General features: G+C 62.0%; 16 protein-coding genes and 2 pseudogenes. 16 read left to right on the forward strand and 2 right to left on the reverse strand.

Going from position 1 to position 19099, the window contains the following annotated elements; translation table 11 throughout:
* The first annotated feature begins 99 nt into the window (after positions 1 to 99).
* The 16 genes and pseudogenes from QFZ94_RS35415 to QFZ94_RS35490 all read left to right on the forward strand — a co-directional run bounded on the left by QFZ94_RS35415 (position 100) and on the right by QFZ94_RS35490 (position 17223).
* Positions 100 to 528, forward strand: coding sequence for a DUF4331 family protein (locus QFZ94_RS35415; protein WP_429462744.1), 429 nt, complete (start codon positions 100 to 102; stop codon positions 526 to 528).
* A 539-nt stretch (positions 529 to 1067) separates the two neighbouring features.
* A pseudogene (locus tag QFZ94_RS35420) lies at positions 1068 to 2339 on the forward strand (ABC transporter substrate-binding protein).
* A gap of 95 nt (positions 2340 to 2434) precedes the next feature.
* On the forward strand, positions 2435 to 3313 hold the full coding sequence (locus QFZ94_RS35425) for a carbohydrate ABC transporter permease (protein ID WP_184129560.1): 879 nt from the start codon (positions 2435 to 2437) through the stop codon (positions 3311 to 3313).
* A complete protein-coding gene (locus QFZ94_RS35430) occupies positions 3301 to 4113 on the forward strand; it encodes a carbohydrate ABC transporter permease (RefSeq protein WP_410850935.1) in 813 nt (270 codons plus the stop codon). The genes QFZ94_RS35425 and QFZ94_RS35430 overlap by 13 nt, the downstream gene beginning before the upstream one ends.
* A gap of 10 nt (positions 4114 to 4123) precedes the next feature.
* Positions 4124 to 5158: an NAD(P)-dependent alcohol dehydrogenase gene (locus QFZ94_RS35435; protein ID WP_368584250.1), complete on the forward strand. Its 1035-nt coding sequence runs from the start codon at positions 4124 to 4126 to the stop codon at positions 5156 to 5158.
* Between the two features lie 3 nt (positions 5159 to 5161).
* Positions 5162 to 6331: an ABC transporter ATP-binding protein gene (locus QFZ94_RS35440; RefSeq protein WP_410850933.1), complete on the forward strand. Its 1170-nt coding sequence runs from the start codon at positions 5162 to 5164 to the stop codon at positions 6329 to 6331.
* Positions 6332 to 6385: 54 nt separating this feature from the next.
* Complete coding sequence (locus QFZ94_RS35445) at positions 6386 to 7279, forward strand: AraC family transcriptional regulator (protein WP_410850932.1); 894 nt, start codon at positions 6386 to 6388, stop codon at positions 7277 to 7279.
* Between the two features lie 47 nt (positions 7280 to 7326).
* The gene (gene xylB / locus QFZ94_RS35450) at positions 7327 to 8787 is read left to right on the forward strand and encodes a xylulokinase (RefSeq protein ID WP_429462745.1); all 1461 of its coding nucleotides are present in this window, start codon (positions 7327 to 7329) and stop codon (positions 8785 to 8787) included.
* A gap of 540 nt (positions 8788 to 9327) precedes the next feature.
* Positions 9328 to 10362, forward strand: coding sequence for an ABC transporter substrate-binding protein (locus QFZ94_RS35455; RefSeq protein ID WP_429462746.1), 1035 nt, complete (start codon positions 9328 to 9330; stop codon positions 10360 to 10362).
* 70 nt (positions 10363 to 10432) lie between these two features.
* Complete coding sequence (locus tag QFZ94_RS35460; protein WP_429462747.1) at positions 10433 to 11914, forward strand: sugar ABC transporter ATP-binding protein; 1482 nt, start codon at positions 10433 to 10435, stop codon at positions 11912 to 11914.
* Positions 11911 to 12876, forward strand: a complete 966-nt coding sequence (locus QFZ94_RS35465; protein WP_152853071.1) for an ABC transporter permease — start codon at positions 11911 to 11913, stop codon at positions 12874 to 12876. The genes QFZ94_RS35460 and QFZ94_RS35465 overlap by 4 nt, the downstream gene beginning before the upstream one ends.
* Complete coding sequence (locus QFZ94_RS35470; RefSeq protein ID WP_429462748.1) at positions 12873 to 13859, forward strand: ABC transporter permease; 987 nt, start codon at positions 12873 to 12875, stop codon at positions 13857 to 13859. Before QFZ94_RS35465 ends, QFZ94_RS35470 begins: the two co-directional genes overlap by 4 nt.
* 57 nt (positions 13860 to 13916) lie before the next feature.
* Entirely contained in the window at positions 13917 to 14825 is a 909-nt protein-coding gene (locus tag QFZ94_RS35475) for an SMP-30/gluconolactonase/LRE family protein (RefSeq protein WP_429462749.1), read from the forward strand.
* Positions 14826 to 14858: 33 nt separating this feature from the next.
* Positions 14859 to 15878 (forward strand): ABC transporter substrate-binding protein, encoded by a 1020-nt coding sequence (locus tag QFZ94_RS35480; protein WP_429462750.1) that lies wholly within the window; start codon positions 14859 to 14861, stop codon positions 15876 to 15878.
* A gap of 149 nt (positions 15879 to 16027) precedes the next feature.
* Positions 16028 to 16114, forward strand: a pseudogene (locus tag QFZ94_RS35485) (IS5/IS1182 family transposase); the annotation flags it as partial.
* Positions 16115 to 16230: 116 nt separating this feature from the next.
* Entirely contained in the window at positions 16231 to 17223 is a 993-nt protein-coding gene (locus QFZ94_RS35490) for a TRAP transporter substrate-binding protein (protein ID WP_368584257.1), read from the forward strand.
* 604 nt (positions 17224 to 17827) lie between these two features.
* On the opposite strand, the gene QFZ94_RS35495 is transcribed toward QFZ94_RS35490, so the two are convergent.
* Both QFZ94_RS35495 and QFZ94_RS35500 read right to left on the reverse strand, forming a co-directional pair.
* Positions 17828 to 18397: a hypothetical protein gene (locus QFZ94_RS35495; protein ID WP_429462751.1), complete on the reverse strand. Its 570-nt coding sequence runs from the start codon at positions 18395 to 18397 to the stop codon at positions 17828 to 17830.
* A 43-nt stretch (positions 18398 to 18440) separates the two neighbouring features.
* Entirely contained in the window at positions 18441 to 18677 is a 237-nt protein-coding gene (locus QFZ94_RS35500) for a hypothetical protein (protein WP_429462752.1), read from the reverse strand.
* Between the last annotated feature and the right edge of the window lie 422 nt (positions 18678 to 19099).

Consider the following 19099-nt stretch of genomic DNA (forward strand, 5'->3'; position numbering starts at 1 on the left):
GGCCTGCCCACCCGAAGTGCTCCCCAGTGCCCCTGTCCCGGATGGTCACACCATACGCTCAAACCGCTGGGCGCGGGAACGCGAGGCACCGGCTATATCATGCCGGTTACTAACCGGACCGATTTGGTCAACGTGCTTCTCAAGTATCCGTCCCAACCGCAGACTGGGACGTGCGGCGCACGCGATTGCTCGGAACTTCTGCGGCTCGATCTGGGTGTTTCTCCGACACCACCTGCGCAGCAGCGTCGCCTCTCCGTTCTTGCTGGGGACAACGCCGGCTGGCCCAATGGGCGGCGCCCGAATGACGACGTGACCGATATCGCACTGAGGGTCGTTGCGGGCCGCCTGACAGGCGCGCCGACGGGCAATCTGTTGCTGGGTGATGGCGTGAACTTCAACATCGGTGCCGAAGGCAGCAACTTGACCGCGAACGGCATCTATACGATCTTCCCCTACCTGCCGACACCGCACGCAGGGAGAAATCGCCGCCACATCGACTGCGGTGAAGCGGGTGCCAATTCCTGCTGAATGGTGATCGAGGTCCGCCGCGATCCGGCATAAGGTGTTCGCGGCGGTCGACAATTGCACAAAACATCACCAATACTTAAGCAGAGAGATCTGGCAGGCACTGTGATCTGGAAGATCGTGCGCGCGGCGAGTTCGCGCTGGCCCACAATTGACCGCGGCCGGGCAAGTCCACACCGGCCGTTCCAACGAGCGCCGTGACGGTCGGCGAAAAGTTGCTCCAGGCTCTTCGGCTTACTCATCGCCGACTCTTCTATTCGTTCAGTTCAAAACGCTAACCGATTCGCTGGCGCGATTTGCAGCAGACGCGTCAGATCGGCCTCTCGGCAGCTCAGGACGCATACAAGCGGGTTTTCCGCTGAACGGACCGACACAAAATTTTGCGCTGCACACAAAAACTGAGCAAAAAGTACAGACAAACTGCCCCGTTTTGGTGTGGATGGCACTCCGGCTAGGTGCTAACTTGTGCTCGCTATCTGCCGGCAGGCAAAACTCGCCGCCCGATAACGCGGATTCGAACGAAAACCTACAAGGAGACAGCGGTGAAAAGGTTCCCCTATTGCACACTGTGTGCACTGCTGAGCGCGAGCGTGCCGATCGTGTCGGTCGCGCAAACGTGCGACGTCCCAGTCCTCAAAGTGCTTGCGCAGAAGAGTCTCGGCCTGACCGTGATGGAAAAGTCCTTGCCGGACTACCAGAAGAAGACCGGCACGAAGATCGAAATCAGCTATTTCGGAGAGAACGACCGCCGCGCGAAATGACGGCTCGACGCATCGACCGGCGCTGGGTCCTACCAGGTCTATTACGTGGATGAAGCAAACGTCTCCGAGTTCGCGACAGCGGGCTGGATCGTGCCCTTGCTGAAGTACTACCCCAAGGATGCCGATTACAACGATTTCCTCCCCGGACGCCGCGCCGTAGCGAGCTACAAGGGCGTCGCGTATTTCGCGCCGCTGATTGGCGGTTCCGATTTCCTCTTTTATCGCCGGGATATTCTCGACAAGGCACACATGCCCGTGCCGCGCACGCTCGACGAACTGGTTGCCGACATCAAGAAGCTGAACGCGCCGCCGAACCTCTACGGTTGGGTTGCGCGAGGCCAGCGCGGCTCTGGAATGAACGTCTGGCGCTGGGCTCCGTTCATGCTGGCTGAAGGCGGAACATGGACCGACAAGGAGCAGCAACCCGCGTTCAATTCGCCGTCCGCCGTCAAGGCCACGCAGCTTTACACGGACCTCTTCAAGTACGCACCTCCCGGCTCGACCACCTACGACTGGAGCAACGCACTCGAGGCATTCCGCTCCGGCAAGGTGGCGTTCATGATCGAGTCAACTCCGTTCGCCGACTGGATGGAAGACCCCACCAAGTCGAGTGTCGCTGACAAGGTCGGCTACGTCCGGCCGCCGGCACCGCTGCCCTCCGCTGCTTACGGGCATGGCCTGGCCATTTCCGCGGTTGGCGCGAAGGACGAATGCAGCCGGCAGGCCGCAGGCAAGTTCATCGCGTGGGCAACGAGCAAGGAACAGGAGCAGGCGCGTTTGCGCGAGAACGTATTCAGCGACTACAACCGCACCAGCACGATCGAAAGCGACTACTTCCAGAAGCACGTCAAGCCGCAGATCCTCGCCGGATTGAAGGATACGACGCCGGTGTCGAAGGTCACGTTCTGGCCAAGCCCGCAATGGCCGGATATCGGCGACAACCTCGGCGTGGCGCTCGAGGAGATCTTTACGGGCACCCAAAAGGACATTCAGGGTGCGCTGAACGATTCGACCCAGTACGCGCAGGATGCCATGGAGCATGCGCGCAAGTGAGCAGCAGCACGGGGATGAACGCGAGGCGCGCGAATCCCCTCTGCGAACGGGAGCGGCAGCAGACGCTCCTGAGTGGTTCGATGCTGGAGATCTGAATGTTCAATCGCGGAAAGACTAGCCTTCCGTTCGTGTTTCTTGTACCGCCTCTCGTTGCGATGGCGGTGCTGGGATTCGTCCCGACCGTCGCGGCAATCAACCTCGCGCTCAGGAATCGCGTGCTGCGCTACCCGGATAGCGAACTGGTGTGGTTTCGCAATTTCGTGCGCCTTGCCGCCGACCGGCGCTTTATCAACTCCATTGAAGTTTCAGTGATCTGGGAGATTGTCACGGTGCTCGGTGCGGTCGCGCTCGGCATCGTCGTTGCAATTTATCTGTTCGAGCACGTGCACGGCCGGTTGCGCAATGCCATCAGTGTTTTGTTGATCATTCCCGTGCTGTTGCCACGCGTTTCCGCGGCGTTTATCTGGAAGTTCATGTACTCGCCGCTCAACGGCATCCTCAGCTGGCTGGTCGGTCTGTTCGGTTTTACGAACACGGCCTTTCTCTCCGATCCGGGGCTCGCGCTCTATGCGGTCGCGCTGGTCGATGTCTGGCAATGGGGGCTGTTCTTCTCGGTGGTCGTGCTAAAGCTGCTCGAAACGCTGCCGCCCGAGCCGCTCGAAGCGGCACGGCTCGACTATGCGAGCACCTGGCAGGTCTACGCGTACATCGCGCTGCCGATGCTCAAGGCGCCGATCATGAGTCTCGTGTTCATCAAGATGGTGGAATCGCTGCGCTCGTTCGACCTGATTTACGTAATGACCAAAGGCGGCCCGGGCGTCTCCACCGAAACGCTGGACCTGTATGCGTACTCCCAGGGGATCGGTCTCGCGGGAAAGGTGTCGTACGCATCGAGCATGGCGGTGTTGATGATGGCCGCAACAACCTTGATTTTCACGCTGATCTGGAAGCGGGTGAACAAATGGGAAGACTGATCTCCCGCAGTACGATCCTGTTGTTTGGCGTGGCGCTCGCCGTGGTGGCGGTGTTTCCCGTCCTTTGGGCGGTCCTCAATTCGCTGAAAAACCTGCTCGATATCGTCACACCTACGCCGCGTTTCATCTTTACGCCGACTCTGGACAATTACCGGCAGGTCATTTCAAGCCCGGAGGTGCTGATCGCGCTGGAGAACAGTTCCGTGATCGTGGGCACCGCGGTCGTGCTGGGCACGCTGCTCGGCGTGCCGGCGGCCTATGTGATCGCGCGTTTTCACGTTCCCGCAAAACGCGACATCCAGTTCTTTCTGTTGTCGCTGCGTTTCCTGCCGCCCGTGGCAATCGCGATTCCACTCATTGCGATCTGGGTAGACCTGGGTCTGTATGACACGCGTTTCTCGATGATAGTCACCTATCTGCTGACGACGTTGTCCACCATCACATGGCTGTCGATACCCGTATTCCAGCGTATGCCGCGCGAGATCGAAGAGGCCGCCACGCTCGACGGCTATGGACCTTACGCGGTGTTCTGGCGCATTGCGTTGCCGACCTGTGGCAACACGCTGCTGGGCGGCATCATATTCAGTTTCGTGCTGGTCTGGAACGAACTGATGATAGGCCTCGCATTGACGTCCTCGCGCAGCGCCACCCTGCCCGTCGTGGCGTCTGCCTTTACGTCGCTCGGACAGGAAGTGCCGTGGGGCGTGATCAATGCGTCGACGGTCCTGCTCGCGCTGCCACCGATCATCTTCGTGGGCGTGCTGATCCGCTTGCTGAACTCAATGCTCAAAGGAAAATGAGGAGAATGTCGTGAAGGCACTTGTACTGGAAGAAGCTCGACGCCTGAGCCTGCGGGACATCGATTTGCCGCTCGCCGTCGGGCCGCGCGACGTCAAGGTCCGCATTCATACCGTTGGCGTGTGCGGGAGTGACGTGCACTACTTCACGCACGGCCGGATTGGGCCGTTCAAGGTCGAGCAACCTATGGTGCTCGGTCATGAAGCATCGGGCACGATCGTCGAGGTGGGTAGCGAGGTGGGCCACCTGAAGGTAGGCGACCGGGTTTGCATGGAACCCGGAGTGCCGCAGTTCGACTCGCGTGCGACCATGCGCGGACTCTATAACCTGGACCCTGCTGTGCGATTCTGGGCCACTCCGCCGGTGCATGGCTGCCTGACACCCTACGTGGTTCACCCAGCCGCGTTCACCTACCGCCTGCCCGACAATGTTTCGTTCGCGCAAGGGGCGATCGTCGAGCCGCTGTCGATCGGACTGCAAGCGGCCACGAAGGCCGCCATGAAGCCCGGCGACGTGGCGGTCGTGATCGGCGCCGGCACCATCGGCGCAATGACGGCACTGGCGGCGCTCGCGGGCGGCGCGTCGCGCGTGATCCTGGCAGACGTCGTGAAAGAGAAATTGCGCCATTTCGCCGGCAATCCCGCGGTGACCACCGTGAATGCCGCCGAGCAATCGCTCGTCGACGTGGTGCGTCGGGTGACCGAAGACTGGGGCGCCGATGTCGTGTTCGAAGCGTCGGGCAACGCGAAGGTCTTCGAAACACTGCTGGATCTGGTGTGTCCGGGCGGTTGCGCGGTGCTGGTGGGCATGCCGCCAGGCCCGGTCGCGCTGGACGTGGTAGCCATGCAAGCGAAGGAAATCCGGCTCGAATCCGTGTTCCGCTACGCGAATATTTTCCCGCGGGCGCTGGCCCTGATCAGTTCGGGAATGATCGACGTCGATCCATTCATCTCCCGCAAATTCGCCTTTTCAGAAGGCATCAAGGCGTTCGAGGAAGCCGCAGCCGGTCGGCCCGAGGACGTGAAGATCCAGATCGAAATGGACTGAATCATGGCGAATATTGTCTGCGAAGGACTGACGAAGCAGTACGACGGGGGGCAGCCGGTGTTGCATCCTCTCGACCTGCACATCGACGAAGGCGAGTTCGTCGTGCTGCTGGGGCCGTCGGGATGCGGCAAATCGACGATGCTGCGCATGATCGCGGGGCTGGAGGAAATCTCCGGAGGCAGCCTGTCGATTGGCGGCCGGGTAGTGAACGATGTGCCTGCACGCGAGCGCAATGTTGCAATGGTGTTTCAGAACTATGCTCTGTATCCGCACATGAGCGTGTACGAGAACATTGCCTTCGGCCTGCGGCGCCTCAAAACGCCCAAGGCGGAGATCGACCGCCGCGTGCGCGAAGTGGCGGCCCTGCTGAATCTGGACGCCCTGCTCGAACGCAAGCCGCGCGCCATGTCGGGTGGCCAGCAGCAGCGCGCCGCCATCGCCCGGGCGATGATCAAGACGCCCTCTGTCTTCCTGTTCGACGAGCCGTTGTCGAACCTCGACGCCAAGCTGCGGGCACAGTTGCGCACTGACATCAAGCGCTTGCATCAGCGCCTCAAAACGACCACCGTCTACGTGACGCACGACCAACTCGAGGCGATGACGCTAGCCGACCGCGTCATTCTGATGCGAGGCGGTCACATCGAGCAGGAAGGCACGCCGACCGAGCTTTACCGGTATCCGCGCACGATTTTTGGCGCGGGTTTTATCGGCACGCCCGCGATGAACTTTCTCGATGGCTCCGTGCAATGCACAGGCGAGCGAGTGACTGTCTCGTCTGCCGCCGGTCACTGGCAGCTACGCGCGAACCGTTTTCGGCGCTTGCAGGACGGGCAGACGATCAAACTGGCAGTCCGGCCTAATTTCGTACGGATTCCAGAATCCGGGACAACGGACGGAGATCTCGTGCTCAACGGTGCGGCGGAGCTCGTTGAAGTGTTGGGCGCGGAAGCGCTCATTACCGTTGACTGCTCGGGTGAACGTGTAACCGCACTGGTTCCGGCGAGTGCCGCGCCTCATACCGGAGATCACGTCAAGCTCGCGTTCCACGAACGGGATCTGCATGTTTTCGACGTCGCGACCGGAGAAAATGTTTCGCTCGAGCCGGCAGATGAGGCGGCGGCGCCCCTACCCGCCGCGCGCCTGCACGCGGCGTCCGGCCTCGGAGTACATTAGCGTGCAAGCGCGCGCATGTCACGCGAAGTGAGAGTTGCTGTGGAGGCGAGAACAATGAATCCGGATCTCGAATTGGTCCATACCCGTCAGGACGAGTCCTTTCGCGCCTGGGTGCACGACTATCCGCATACGGTCGCGAAATGGCACTTCCACCCGGAATACGAAGTGCACGTGATCCGTGCCTCCTCGGGGAAGTTCTTTGTGGGGGACCACATAGGGGACTTCCAACCCGGCAATATCGTGTTGACTGGCCCGAATCTGCCGCATAACTGGGTGACGGACAGCGACGGCGGTGCCAGCGTGCCGTCCCGCGACCTCGTGCTGCAGTTCTCACGCGATGCCGTCGACAGGATGGTCGCGGCTTTTGCCGAACTCAGTCCTGTGATGGCGCTGATTGACCAGGCGTCGCAAGGCATGCAGTTTCCGGACGCACTCGGCCTCGCGATCGCCCCTGTCATGCAGGAACTCTCCGGTGCGCACGGTGCGCGACGCGTCATGCTGCTGATGTCGATCTTCGATCAGTTAATCGCCTGCAGCAGCAGGAAGCTGCTCGCCGGACCGGCGTACAACGTCAGTGCGCAGCGCTATATGTCGTCGACCATCAACCAGGTACTGTCTTATATCCAGCAGAATCTCGCCGGAAACCTGCGCGAAGTCGACGTCGCAGAAATGGCGGGCATGAGCGTCAGCAGTTTTACGCGTTTCTTCAAACGTCACACCGGCTGCACGTTCATCCAGTATCAGAATCGGCTGCGCCTGAATGAAGCCTGTGAGCTGCTCATGTGTTCGGATCTCGGAGTGACCGAGATCTGCTACCGCGTTGGGTTCAATAACGTATCAAACTTCAACCGGCAGTTTCTCACGCAAAAAGGGATTCCGCCTTCGAGGTTTCGCGCGTTGCACCGACTCAACGACGCTCCGTCACGCGAACACAAGGCTGCGGCCTGAGACCATGCCAGGCGGCGCGGCCGCCTACTCACCGTTGGGAATACACCTTGAGTTATCTGGGAATCGACCTCGGTACGTCCGAGGTGAAGGTAGTGCTCACCGATGCCGACTCGAACGTCATCGCCAGCAGCCGGGCTGGACTGCGTGTCGACAATCCTCACCCCCTCTGGTCGGAGCAAAGCCCTCAGGACTGGTGGAACGCCACGCTCGACGCCATAGCGGCAATCCGCGCCGAGCACCCTCGCGTGTTCGGGGCACTGCGCGGTATCGGCCTCTCCGGCCAGATGCACGGTGCAACGCTAGTCGATCGCAGTGGCAATGTTCTGCGTCCGGCGATCCTCTGGAATGACACACGCGCATACGCCGAGTGCGTGGAGCTCGAGGCGCTCGTGCCCGATTCCCGCAGTATCACCGGGAATCAGGCCATGCCGGGCTTCACGGCGCCCAAGCTGCTTTGGCTCTCGAAGTACGAGCCCGCTGTCTTTCGTGCCGTGCACAAGGTGCTGCTTCCGAAGGACTACATTGCGTGGCGCCTGACTGGCGAGTTTACCTCCGACATGTCCGACGCCTCGGGAACCCTCTGGCTCCACGTCGCGAAACGGGACTGGTCGGACCGCATGCTCTCCGCGATCGGTATGTCGAGGGAGAACATGCCTCGGCTGGTTGAAGGCAGCGAGCCTGCAGCCCAACTGCGGGGAGAACTTCAGCGCGAGTGGAGCCTCGACGGCAGCGTGACGGTTTGTGGCGGCGCAGGTGACAACGCCGCGAGCGCAATTGGCATTGGTGTTGCCCGGCCGGGCGATGCGTTTCTGTCGCTGGGGACATCAGGCGTGCTTTTCGCCGCGACCGACGGCTATGCACCGAACCCGGGGCAGGCGGTCCATGCGTTTTGCCATTGCGTGCCGCAGCAATGGCATCAGATGAGCGTGATCCTCAGCGCAGCGGCGAGCCTGCACTGGCTGTCCGGTTTGCTTAAGAGCAGCGTTGCCGAACTGATCGAGATCGCACCTTCGGGACAAAGCGCCACAGCGCCTATTTTTCTGCCCTATTTGAACGGAGAACGCACGCCGCACAACGATGCCACTGCAAAGGGCATCTTCTATGGCATGACGTCAGCGCACGGTGCTCAGCATCTCGCCTACAGCGTGATGGAAGGTGTCGCGTTCGCGATGGCGGATGGATACGCCGCGTTGCAGGCTGCGGGAACGACGCTGAGCGCCGCCTCGTTTGTGGGCGGTGGCTCGCGCAGCGCATTCTGGGGGAAACTCTGTGCTTCCGCACTGGGCTTCGAACTCAATCGGAATGAAGGCAGCGAACTCGGCGCGGCACTTGGAGCAGGTCGCCTCGCTCGTCTTGCATGTGAACGGGAAACACTTGCTGCCGTGGTCAAAACGCCGGCCGTCGTTGAAAGATATGAACCCGACCCGGCGCTTCGGAGCGTGCTGGGAGACCGGTTCGCACGGTATCGGCGGCTTTATCAGGCATTGAAATCCGAGTTTCGTACCTGACCGGCTGGAGGACATCAGGCGCGAAGCGTTCGCCTGGCCATCCGCTGCCGCTTCACGAAACGCTTGCTGACCACCTGGTTGACAGCCGACTCGACGTAGCTCGAGAGGATCGGCTGGCCATGGTGGCAGGCGTTTCCGGTCACACTTCCCTAGTTCTTTCTTCTGTGCCGGGGCGTGGTTGTGTCCGCCACGACGGCCTTGTGGACCGGTGTCTTGTCCTTCCAAGCCCAGCAGCGCGGGACTCCGACAGCAATTCGGCTATGTCGACGACGTTCGCGGTTTGCCTTTCATGGTGCAATTTCTCTTTTCCGCTTCAAAGCGATGGCTCTTTGTCGTCTCCGCGCTGATTCGGTCCTAAATTCGTTACCGGTAACCAACCGCATTGCACGCGCCAAAACCAGTCGCTATACTGGCTCCGCGATCAATTGGCCTGACCAGAATAATTGGCCTGACCGCTGCAGCGATCAATACAGACCGATAGCGGCGCACTGCCAGTGAAGCCGCGTCATGTCGCGAAGAAAAACCATAGGAGACGACAGAATGTTCCGTAGAGGAATCGATGTCAGGGCCGCGCTCGTGCTCGCAGCGTGCATGGTCGGCAGCGCGGCGCACGCACAGGTCGCCATCGGCGATACGTCGCAAAAGAAAATCGCGCTATCCAACAGCTTCGCGGGCAACGCGTGGCGCCAGTCGATGCTCAAGAGCTGGAACACGGTCGCGCAACAGGCGGTGAGCGACAAGAAGATCGCCGCCGCGCCCGCGTTCACGACCGCTGAAAACCAGGTGACCGAGCAGGCGCAGCAGGTGCAAAACCTGGTCCTGCAAGGCTACAACGCGATCGTGATCGACGCCGTGTCGCCCACCGCACTCAACGGTACGATCAAGAAGGCATGCGCGGCGGGCATCGTCGTCGTGTCGTTCGACGGTGTGGTCGACGAGCCGTGCGCGTATCGCATCAATTTTGATTTCAAGGGCTGGGCCGAACAGGGCGTCGACTACCTGGCGACCCGCTTGAACGGCAAAGGCAACGTCCTGGAAGTGCGGGGCGTGGCCGGCATCTCCGTCGACAACCTGATGCATGAAGGCGTGCTCGAAGGGCTGAAGAAGCATCCGGGCCTGAAGCTCGTCGGCTCGGTGAACGGCGACTGGACGCAGTCGGTCGCGCAGAAGGCCGTCGCGGGCATTCTTCCGACGCTGCCGCAAGTCGATGGCGTCGCGACCGAAGGCGAGATGTCGTTCGGCATCGCGCAGGCGTTCAAGGCAGCCAATCGACCCACGCCGCCGATGATCATCGGCAGCACCTACCCGGAACTCCAGTGGTGGAACGAGCAGGCGAAGACCGGTTACCAGTCGCGCTCGCTGTCGAACCCGCCGGGCGCTGTGTCGTTCGCGTTCTGGGTCGCGCAGCAGGTGCTCGCCGGCAAGCACATTCCGAAGGACGTAACGATCAACGTGCCGCTGCTCGCAATCTCCGAACAGGAATTGCCGGCGAAGCTCGCAGCGACGCCGCCCGGCGGGCTCGCCGACGTGACCTACACGTTACCGCAGACCGTGGCCTTGCTCGACAAGAAGTAAGCGCGTCCGGTCACATCCCAGCAAGCAATTCGAGCAGGCAGTTCGCGTCGCCAGGCATGGAGGCATGTGAATGGGAGCAACATCAAGCAACGAGCAGCAGCGCGCGCTGATTCGCTTCGAAGGCATCGGCAAGGTCTTCGGCCGGGTACGCGCGCTCGCCGACATCGACTTCGCGTTCCAGCGCGGAGAATGCGTCGGGATCGCGGGACACAACGGCGCCGGCAAGTCCACGCTGATGGCGGTGCTGGCCGGCGTCTATCCGCCGACGCAGGGGCGCATCGTCGTCGACGGCCAGCCCGCGCCGCATTACGACGCGAACGCCGCGCGCGATGCGGGCGTGCGCTGCGTGTTCCAGGAGTTGTCGCTGTGCGCGAACCTGACGGTCGCCGAGAACATGACGATCGTGCATCCGCAATTGCGCGGGCGCGGCTGGCGCCGCGAGGCGACCGCGCTGATGCGCGAGAAACTCGATGAAATCTTCCCCGGCAATGGGCTCAAGGGCAACGAGCTGGTTTCCGACCTGACGCTCACGCAACAGCAGATGGTGGAGATCGCGCGCGGCTTCACGGTGACAGACACACCGGTGCGGCTCGTGATTCTCGACGAGCCGACCTCATCGCTCGACGCGCATACCGCCGATCAATTGCTCGCGTTCGTGCGACGCGCCGCGCAACGCGGTATCACGTGCGTACTGATCACGCACATGCTCGGCGAGATCGAGCGTGTCGCGGATCGCGTGGCCGTGATGCGCGACGGCGGCATCGTCGGCGTGTTGCCGCGCGAGGCGTCGAGCCGCGCGGCGATCATCCAGGCGATGGGCCAGCAGCTCGAAGCGGACAAGACCCCCACGGCCGCGCGCTCGAGCAACGCGCGCGGCGGCGAACGCGCGTTCCGCTGGAACGTCGGCGCACATAAGCGCACGTCGATAGAGGCATCGCGCGGCGAGATCGTCGGCTTTGCGGGACTCGCCGGACAAGGGCAGACGGAGGCGCTGCTCGCGATCTACGAGGCCGCGACGCGTCACGGCGCCGCCCGCGTGAAGGCCGCGTTCGTCGCGGGCGACCGCGGCCGCGACGGCGTGTTTCCGGTCTGGTCGATTGCGCAGAATCTGGATCTGCGGTGGCTACTCGGCGGCGCGAAAGCGCGGCGAGGTCTGGTTGATCGCACCGCGGCGCGCGCGCTCGTCGAAGCGTGGCGCACGAAGATCGGCATACGCGGCGCGCCGATGAACGCGGGCATTCTGTCGCTGTCCGGCGGCAATCAGCAGAAGGTGCTGTTCGCGCGCGCGCTCGCGTCGGACGCGGAGTTGATCCTGATGGACGATCCCACGCGCGGCGTCGACGTCGGCACGAAGCGCGATATCTATCAGCTCGTGCACGACGAAGCGCACAAGGGCCGCACCTTCATCTGGTACACGACCGAAAACGAAGAGCTGTCGCATTGCGACCGCACGTATGTATTCCGCTCCGCCGCGGTCACGCGTGTGCTCTCTGCCGACCAATGCACGGAAGAAGCGCTGCTTGCGGCGAGCTTCGAGGAGCAGGCCGCATGACGCCCGCGCGCTTTACAGTCGAACGCTTCACTGTCCAAAACACTCAGGCGCGCCTGCGCGCACTGCTTCCGGCGATCTCGCTGATCGCGGTGCTGGTGCCGATCGTGATCATGCAGCCTGCGGTGATGAGCTACTTCGGCAGCAGCCTGCTGCTCAATCTCGCGGTGCCGATCGTGCTCGCGACGCTCGCGCAGCTCGCGATCATCACCGTCAACGATCTCGACCTGTCGATCGGTTCGTTCGTGAGCCTGGTCGCGTGCATCGGCGCGACGCTGCTCGCGAAAGAGCCCTGGCTCGGCGTGCTCGCGCTGGTCGGCTGCGTGCTGGCGTATGCGGCCGTCGGCGCGCTGATCGAGCTGCGGCAAATCCCGTCGATCGTCGTGACGCTCGGGCTTTCGTTCGTGTGGAGCGGCCTCGCGATCGTGCTGCTGCCTTCGCCTGGCGGCACGAGCCCCGGCTGGCTCGGCACCGCAATGAACTACCAGACGCCGTTGATCGCGGCGCCGATCGTGTGGTCGGTGGTGATCGCGATCATCGGCCATGTGCTGCTTATGCGCACCTCGGCCGGCGTGCGGATTCGCGGCGCCGGCGGCAATCCCCGCGCGATGCGTCGCTTCGGCTGGTCGCTCGTGCGCAGCAAGGCGACGCTGTACGGGATCGCGGGCATCTTCGGCGTGCTGTCTGGGCTGTCGTTGCTCGGCCTCACGACCTCCGCCGACGCGAATCTCGCGCTGCGCTACACGCTGCTGTCGATCGCGGCGGTGATCCTGGGCGGCGGCGAATTCATCGGCGGACGCGTGTCGGTGATCGGTGCCGTGCTCGGCGCGATAACGCTGACGCTTGCGGCATCGTTCCTCGCCTTCCTCAACATTTCGGCTGACTGGCAGGTCGGCATGCAAGGAGCGATTCTGATCATCGTGCTGTCGCTGCGCGTGCTGCTTCAACGCGGGGAGCGTCAATGAAATCGCAGACTTCGGACAGCGCGATCGGTGCCGGCGACGGCGTCTTCACGCGCTTGAGGGAACTTCAGGCGCCGTGGGCGTGGTCGTTCGTCGGCGCGGTGCTGGTGTGGTTCGGCATCGTCGGCGTGTTCGGCTTCGGCATCGCCAGCAACGTCGCGCAAACGGCGCTCACGTACGGCGTGTTCATGGTGTTGGTCGGTCTCGGACAGATGCTCGTGATCACGTCGGGTGTCGGCAACATCGACCTCTCGGTGCCGTCGACGATCGCCCTCGCCGGCGTGATCGGCATGCACGTGATGGGCGGATCGGACGCGCGCGTCGCCCTCGGCGTCGCAGCCGCGCTCGGCGTCGGCGTCGCGGTGGGCCTCGCGAATTATTTGCTGATCCGGTTGCTGCGCATTCCGCCGATCATCGCGACGCTGTCGTCGAGCTTCATCATCCAGTCGATCGCGATCACGCAAGGCCGGCAGCTGCTGCCGCCGCCGCCCGCGCTCGGCGCGTTCGCGACCGGCCGGTTCGTCGGCGTGCCGTACATCGCGCTTTTTGCGCTCGCGCTGTCGGCGGCGCTCGCGGTGCTGTTGCATCGCGCGGTGTATGGCCGCAGGCTTTCGGCGATCGGGCAGAACGCGCGGGCCGCGTGGCTCGCCGGAGTCGACGTGCACCGCACGCGCTGCGTCGCGTACGCGTTGTGCTCGATGATCGCCGCGCTCACCGCGCTGCTGCTCGCGGCGACTTCGGGCGGCGCGTCGCTCGACATGGGTGTCGAGTACATGCTGATCTCGATCGCCGTGGTCGTGATCGGCGGCACGCTGGTCGCCGGAGGCAAGGCGACGATCGTCGGCGTGTGGGGCGCGTCGATGTTCCTGTACCTCACCAACGCCGCGCTCAATGCGCTCGGCGCCGACGCGGGCGTGCGCGCGATCGTCTACGGCGTGCTGATCGTCGCGGTGACGGTCGCGGCCGGCGGAAAGACCGTGCGGTGAAGCCGCGCGAACCCGCATGAACTGCTTTTCGAATCTCCACAAAAAACGAGAGGGGACATGAAATCCAGCGACTACGAAGTGCATGACTCGCGTTTCAGGCGGCTGCTTCAGCCCAACGCGTTCCTGGCGCGCGTCACCGATCAGAGCCTGTGGGCCGAAGGACCGGTGTATTTCCCGGCGACCGACCTGCTCGTCTGGAGCGACATACCGAACAACCGGATGCTGCGCTGGGCGCCGGGCATGGGCGTCGGCGTGTTTCGCGCGCCGTCGAACTACAGCAATGGCAACACGCGCGACCGCGAAGGCCGGCTCGTCACCTGCGAGCACGGCACGCGGCGCGTGACGCGCACCGAACACGACGGCAGCGTGACCGTGCTCGCGTCGCACTATGAAGGCAAGCGGCTCAATTCACCGAACGATGTCGTCGTCGATTCGAGCGGCAACATCTGGTTCACAGACCCGGACTACGGAATCCTGAGCGACTACGAAGGGTATCGCGCTGAGAGCGAGATCGGCCGGTGCAACGTTTATCGTGTGTCGGCGGACAGCGCACGAGTGGAACTCGTCAGCGACGAGTTCGTGAAGCCGAACGGTCTCGCATTCTCGCCGGACGAATCGCGGCTCTATATCGCGGATTCCGCCGCGTCGCACGACGACGACGCGCCGCGTCATATCCGTGTGTTCGACGTGGCGGGCGACGGACGTTTGCGCAATGGACGGGTGCTGGTCGGGATGAAAAGCGGCGTCCCGGACGGCATGCGCGTCGACGAGCACGGCAACGTGTGGACCAGCGCGGAAGACGGCGTGCACTGCTATGCGCCGGACGGCACGCTGCTCGGTAAGATCCTCATTCCCGAGGTAGTCGCAAACCTCACGTTCGGCGGAATCAACCGCAATTGCTTGTTCATCGCGGCGACCTCGTCGATTTATTCGCTTTACGTCGGGGTGCGCGGCGCGGAGCGTTGAAGCGTTACACCATCAAAACAACCGGAGACAAAAATGAAGATGACAACAATCGCCGTAGCGCTGTGCATCGCCGCCGCATCGGCAAGTGCCTCGGCTCAGGTCGCGACGGGCGACACTTCGTCGCAGAAGCTCGCGCTGTCGAACAACTACGCGGGCAACAGCTGGCGCCAGCAGATGCTCAAGAGCTGGGCTAACGTCGCGGACCCCGCGGTCAAGCAAAAGATCGTCGCGGCCGCGCCGAGCTTCACGACTGCCGAAAGCCAGGCGACCGAGCAGGTCCAGCAGATCCAGAACCTTGTTCTGCAGGGCTACAAGGCGATCGTCGTCGACGCCGTTTCGCCGACCGCACTCAATGGCGTGATCAAGCAGGCTTGCGGAGCGGGCGTGACGGTCGTGTCGTTCGACGGAATCGCGACCGAGCCCTGCGCGTACCGAATCGCGGTCGACTTCCAGGGCATGGGCCGCATGCAGGTCGATTACCTTGCGAAGCGTTTGAACGGCAAGGGCAATCTGCTGGAGATCCGCGGACTCGCGGGCGTGTCGGTGGACGACGAGATCCACCAGGGCGTCGTCGAGCAGTTGAAGAAGTATCCCGGGCTGAAGATCGTCGGCTCGGTACACGGCGACTGGACGCAGACGGTCGCGCAAAAGCAGGTCGCGGGCATTCTGCCGACCTTGCCGCAGATCGACGGCGTCGTGACCCAAGGCGGCGACGGCTTCGGCGCCGCGCAGGCGATCAAGACGGCGGGACGGCCGACGCCGATCATCATCCTCGGCAACCGTCAGGAAGAACTCGCGTGGTGGGCCGATCAGAAGAAGAGCGGCTACGAGACGATGTCGGTGACGATTCCGCCCGGCGCGTCGACGTTCGCGTTCTGGGTGACGCAGCAGATTCTGGCCGGCAAGAAGGTGCCGCACGATATCCGGATGCCGGTGCTCGAGGTGAAGCCGGAAGAACTCGATGCGGTGCTCGCGAAGACGCCGGCCGGTGCGCTGGCGAACAAGGAATACACGCGCGGCGAGGTGGTCGCCGTGATTGATGGGAAGAAGTGAGCTGGCGGCACCTCGAGCACCCACACGGCCATCGCTCTGAGCCACAGACGACGCCCGGATCGTAGGAGCCGCACCGGTGTCTTTGACGGCTAGCGGCTATGCGAGCGTCGTTTTGGGCAACGCTTCAGCCGCGCGACGGCGCGGCTGGGCGTCGTGCTGACATTCACGAAGCTTTCCTCAAACTCGGCTGTTGCCTGATCTGCTGGAACACTCTGCAGCGCGTGCAGCAGTCTTGATGAAACTGTCTCTTAGGCCGGAGAGACTCTGCTTCGCGGCGTGGCGGGTTACCCAGAGTCGACGAATGGAAAATACCCGATAAATTACAAACCCCCAACCGGAGACGTTTCGCACGATGAACAATAAGTTTGCCTTTCCCCGTGTTTCGATGATCGTCGCAGCTGCGGCGCTGGCCTTCAGCGCGATGTCGGCTGAAGCGCGCGTGTTCCGCGTCGCCGAAGTGCACGGCGACACCTTCCCGACCAATGTGGCGGTGAAGCATATGGGCGAAGAAATCAGCAAGGCGACCAACGGCAAGGACACCGTGAAGGTGTTCGGCAACAGCGCACTCGGCTCGGAGAAAGACACGATCGACCAGGTCCGCATCGGCGCACTCGACATGACGCGAGCCAACGGTGCTTCATTCACCGAGATCGTGCCGGAAATCATGATCCCGTCGCTGCCGTTCCTGTTCCGTGACATCGATCATTTCCGCAAGGTCATGTACGGCCCGGAGGGCCAGAAGATCCTCGACGCGTTCACGGCGAAGGGCATGATCGCTTTGACGTTCTACGAGAGCGGCGCGCGCTCGATGTACGCGAAGAAGGCGATCAAGTCGCCGGCGGACATGAAGGGCCTGAAGGTCCGCGTCCAGCCGTCCGAGCTGGTTGTCGACGAAATCAAGGCGATGGGTGGCATCCCGACGCCGATGCCGACCGCGGAGGTGTACACGGGCCTGAAAACCGGCATCGTGGACAGCGCAGAAAACAACTTCCCGACTTATGAAGAAGGCAAGCACTTCGAAGTCGCCACGGTCTACTCGGAAACCCAGCATACGATGACGCCGGAAGTTCTGGTGTTCTCGAAGAAGGTGTGGGACACGCTGTCGCCGCAGGAGCAGCAGATCATCAAGAAGGCCGCGGCCGACTCGGTGCCGGTGTATCAGCAGTTGTGGACCGCACGTGAAGCCGAAGCGCAGAAGACCGTCACCGCAGGTGGCGCAACGATCATCCCGGCAGCGCAGATCGACCGTGCAGCGTTCGTTAAGGCGACCCAGCCGGTGTGGGCGAAGTACGAAAAGACCCCCGAAATGAAGCAGATCGTCGACGAGATCCAGGCGATCAAGTAAGTCTCGCTCCCTGGCGGCAATGGTCCCGCGAGATTCTTCGCGGGACCTGTAGCGCAACAATAGAAACGGGTGCCAATCGTAACGACTTCCAGCTGCCGCATAACAGCTTTTCTCGGAAACATCTCATTGAGGATAGAACCACCGACCAGTGATTAAATTAATGAGAGTGTATGGGCATGGGATGTGTTCAGCGAGATCCAATTCAGACGCCATTCGCAGACTGCATCGTCCAGCGATGGCTCCCAGCGCTGCCAGACCTGCAACATGAGATCGATGCTCCATTTGCAAACTTTCTGGAATCGTGAGATCTGCCAGGAGTATTCCCCTCTTCCGGTTTTTTCCGACGCACTGACCCTTCCTACGCAAGCCTCCGTCAAATCCGATTTGCCAGGTGAGCGCAATTCCAGAGCGAGCACAACCCACTGCTGCCCTCGCCCCCGACCGGCCTTTTAGGGCAGCAACCAGCGGACTGAGATGGGCCATCTCGACTACACATAAGACGACCATTCAATGTGGGCAACGCACCGGGCATCCACCACTGCACGCGTCACTCACACTTGCGAATGCCGGGGGGCAAGCTGTGACGGCCAGGTGTAAAACGACTTCAGCGCTGGTTCGCCTGGCTGACCTTGACGAAATGAGTGCGTACCTGAATGGCGACTTCGCATCCCATGTCACATTTTGTTCCGTCAAGCGCGGGCGCGCCGCTAGCTATATGCTGAGCGCTCGTGACACCAAAGATCTCATTGCCGTTGTCGACAACGACCATTTTTTGCGTAAGCGTGCTCCCATTGTGAAAGTCGAGTCGCAGGTCGCCAGTACAATCCGCATTCACGGTGTATGTGAGCGTTTCGTTGTCCTGGAATGAATCGGGCGGCGAGCCCGGCCTGACTGTGCCGTTGAGCATGGCATAGTCAATCTGTGTGCCGGCTCCGGCACCATCAAATTTCGCAAGGGCAACGCCGTCGATAAGGTTGGGAGTGGCGTACCGGTGGAGCAGCTGACTCGGTGCGGTCCCCGTGAGGATGCCGAGCGCCTCTTCGTGGACTTCGACGCCGTATGCGCCCCTCAGGCTCGCGGTTGTGCATGCGTGATTCTGCGCCTGGACCACACCGCTCAGTGACGCCAAGATAATCGAGGCGGTTGCGGCTTCTTTCAGTAGCCTGCCAGTCATCTTCGCCTCCTGTCTTTTGCCGATTCAGTCACAAAATAAGTATCTAGTGACCACTGTCGGCGTTGCATTTCGGTAGATGACCGCAGGTAGCCGACACCGAGCGATCCATATTGCCGCTTGCACTTGTGCTCCCTGAAACCCCGCCATATCCGGAGTTACTGCTAGCATTGGTCGATGCCGGTTGCTCATCTTGTTGCGTGGATGCATCCTGAGCTTGGGCCAAGCTCGCAAGCGAGAGAACGCCCAAGAGCGCTGCAGACGCGAAAATTGTCGTCTTCATGGCTTACCTCCTTCAGTAGGAAATCAGGTTCAGTTACGGCGGCTGCTTTGGCCTAGCCGGAGGACGTAGCAGCCGACATCAGTTGCCGATGCACGGATGATCCGTATATGCGTATTCGCGATGCTGTCGGTTCGAGCATGCGTTGGATATGGGGTGGGTTCACTTTAATCTCGGCATCAGGATTAAAACGAGGTCGGTAACGACACTTGAGCTGGAAAGATCGGCACATGGTGTCTACAAGGGGGCGCCCCGATTAACCCAACGATAGTTCGGAAAACCGACGGTGCGCGTGTATGCACTGCGTGTCCCCACCGTTCGATAACAGTGCGGTTTTCGCAATATGCGTGCGAAAAGAGAAGAATTTGAAATATCGCGCGGTGAATTACACCCCCCCTTGTGTCGAATTATGCTGCATTATTTTG

The sequence above is a fragment of the Paraburkholderia sp. JPY465 genome, assembly GCF_050436725.1.
In the GTDB taxonomy this organism is placed as follows: domain Bacteria; phylum Pseudomonadota; class Gammaproteobacteria; order Burkholderiales; family Burkholderiaceae; genus Paraburkholderia; species Paraburkholderia youngii.